This window comes from Paraburkholderia mimosarum LMG 23256 = NBRC 106338 (genome assembly GCF_000739815.1).
GTDB lineage: Bacteria > Pseudomonadota > Gammaproteobacteria > Burkholderiales > Burkholderiaceae > Paraburkholderia > Paraburkholderia mimosarum.
The window spans coordinates 1-2,595 of the sequence record NZ_BBJJ01000225.1 but is presented as its reverse complement, the minus strand read 5'-3'; the positions used below and the strand labels follow the sequence as shown (position 1 = coordinate 2,595).

2 protein-coding genes and 2 pseudogenes are annotated in these 2,595 nt (G+C 60.0%); 1 reads left to right on the top strand and 3 read right to left on the bottom strand.

The window, feature by feature from the left end:
* From BMI01S_RS41680 to BMI01S_RS36845, 3 genes and pseudogenes are all read right to left on the bottom strand, one after another.
* Positions 1-399, bottom strand: a pseudogene (locus BMI01S_RS41680) (hypothetical protein); the annotation flags it as partial.
* Positions 400-404: 5 nt separating this feature from the next.
* The gene (locus BMI01S_RS36850; RefSeq protein WP_042293183.1) at positions 405-1,385 is read right to left on the bottom strand and encodes an ATP-binding protein; all 981 of its coding nucleotides are present in this window, start codon (positions 1,383-1,385) and stop codon (positions 405-407) included.
* Positions 1,386-1,388: 3 nt separating this feature from the next.
* The gene (locus BMI01S_RS36845; protein ID WP_244145512.1) at positions 1,389-2,135 is read right to left on the bottom strand and encodes a hypothetical protein; all 747 of its coding nucleotides are present in this window, start codon (positions 2,133-2,135) and stop codon (positions 1,389-1,391) included.
* Positions 2,136-2,199: 64 nt separating this feature from the next.
* Here BMI01S_RS36845 and BMI01S_RS40330 point away from each other — a divergent pair.
* Positions 2,200-2,595: pseudogene (locus tag BMI01S_RS40330) on the top strand (IS6 family transposase); the annotation flags it as partial.

The following is a 2,595-nucleotide window of genomic DNA, read 5'->3' as shown; positions in this document are numbered from 1 at the left end:
GGCAACTTTCAGCTCGCACATATGGAAGGGACATCTGGAAAGCCAATTCAACTCATGCAGATAGCTGTGATAGCCGCGCTGTGCACATTCGTCGCAATAGCGCACCGAATGACGAGCGCGCCGATCTGGAGGCGGGGCGTAGCGACCACAATTTGCGAACACGATGGATGGTGAAAAGATAGCCCGGACATCGGGCAACGCTTCATGCAGGATCTTCGACAGACGAACTGCCTCCTCTTGCGGCAGCGACGAGAATGAATCCAGGGTAACGTTCAGGAAATTCAGACACCGGTGGCTGCTGATGCCGTTCAACTCCCGGAAGCGGACAACAACCGACAGCCTCGATTCATAAGGGCGGAGATTCCCGGGCCACCAGTTGACGGAGGGATAGGCAGTCATATCCGTCAGTTGCCGGTGGCGATGATTCGCATGTGATCCGAAAAATTGGATTTCGCGAGCTCTCGCAACCAGCTTTCGTAGGACGTCACCTCCTCCCATGTCTCGCCCACGGCCAACTGGAAGAGTATCGCCTCGGTTGCTCTGGCGATATGCTGCATGGGAAACTCGAAATGCCGGCGTGCAGATTCGGGCGAAAGCTCAACCAGTGCTTTCCATAGCTGACCGGCGCAGTCCGCGAGCCGGCGCCCTTCCCTGAATTCGCCCGGTGCGAAGTATTGCAGGTATGAAACGCTGCTCCCGGGTGGCCACTCCGAATCGATGTCGTAGCCGTTGAGCACGTATGCGATTTCGTCCGGCGAGCGCAGACCATGAAACCGCGCATGCGCAGCCATAAAGCGCGCGGCCACGTGAGCGTTGCCCGTGATCGCCATATACTCATGACGATAGTTCAGCTGGTGCGAGCCGACTGAAAAAATGCTCAGCAGGTAGCCTTCGTAATCGAGGTCATTCTGAATACCGAGCAGCCATTTCCACTCCCGAAACGTGATATCCTGCGCTTCGTCAATGATTAGCATCACATAATTTTGCCTCGCATTATTCGCAAGAGCAATGAAGCGCTGTTTGCACAGGTAGATCCCTTCCGCTTTTTTCGGCGGTTTCGTCGGATGGGCGAATTCGAAGTGCGAAGCGAGCAGCAGTTGATGCCAGAATCCCGCCTCGCTTGTCTGACTGTCTGGACGGCGGTTCCACACCACCAGTGGAACCACGGCGCTAAAGCGCTCTTGCAGCACCTTTTCAACATACCACTGTACACAGCGCGACTTGCCCATCCTTGAGGCGCCATAGATGTAGCCGCCCGGTCGTTGCTGGTCTATCCATTCGCCAATCTGCTCGATCATTTCGTGCATGGGTGGCGTATATACCGCGTACTGCTTCGTCACGATGCAGTGTCGCGGATCGACGCGCTCGGGCAGTGAGAACCGCATGGCCTACCTGGATTCCGCCATTCGACGTGGCGGGAGCGTGGCGCCCGGAGCTGCCGGCTTGGGTTGGGCCGCCGCGCCGTGCCGCACCGGGCTGCGCGTGCCCCTACCGCTCGTGCTGTCGTCGCCGGAAGCACCGCTGGCCGCCTGTTGGGCCCGAGCCTTCGCTGCGTCCAGCATGGCAGCCCCGAGTGACGGGTCGGCAGCCGCACACAATATGCGCCGTGCTTCCAGGTAGGCCGGATGGACGGGCAAGCGGTGATGCGCGTGGCTTTCGACATAGCGCATGAAGACCTCGATGGCATCTCCGCCCGCCGGGATCGTGAACTGCCCGCGCGAACAGGCCTGACGGATTGCGGCTCGAACGGAAAGACTGTGTGGCGAGATGTTCCAGGGCGGCGCCGCCCGCAGCACGCCGAGCGACATGCCGTCGAGCGTGGAGGCGAGCGCGACCCGGCAATCGTCCTCCTTGTGACAGACCACCCAGATCTCGGACCCGACGAGGTCGTGCCGGTTGTGAAGCACCTCGTTCGTGTAGCGCCCGTAATAGAACTCGACAAACGGGGCGCGCCCCGTCTGGGAGCCGCCGCGCACGATACAGCGCTTGCGAATGCTCAATAGTGCGTCCACAACAGCCGGGTCGGCTCGGCGCAAGGTTTGCGGCGAATGCTGATACAGGAACTTCGCATACGCCAGCGGCGTCCGGTTGCCGATGCCGCTGTGAGGCGTGGCGTTATAGTTTGCGACGAGCACGTCAAGCAACTCTTCCGCATACTCGTATTGGAATCGGCTCGCCAGGGCAACCTCTTCCGGCAGCTGGGTGAGGCGTTATACACCCGAGTTCGTCAAACGCTGGAACCGCTTTGCTACACCTGCGGGTCGCTCGTGGCGTGTCGATGAGACTTACCTGAAGATTCGCGGCAGGTGGGTCTACCTGTACCGGGCAGTGGATCGGGCTGGCCAGACGGTGGACTTCATGCTCAGAGCCCGACGCGATGTGGCTGCGGCCAAAGCTTTTTTCAGCAAGGCCATCAAGCGTCAGGGCCAGCCGCCGGAGACCATCACGCTCGACGGCTATGCCGCCTCGCACCGCGCGGTGCGCGAAATGAAGGCCGATGGTCTGCTGCCTGAAGACACGAAGGTCCGGTCCTCAAAATATCTGAACAACGTGATCGAGCAAGACCATCGCCACATCAAGTCCAGAACGAACGTG

Excerpts from the sequence above, each read along its gene's own strand:
- BMI01S_RS36850 (WP_042293183.1), bottom strand. The coding sequence starts at position 1,385 with ATGCGGTTCTCACTGCCCGAGCGCGTCGATCCGCGACACTGCATCGTG.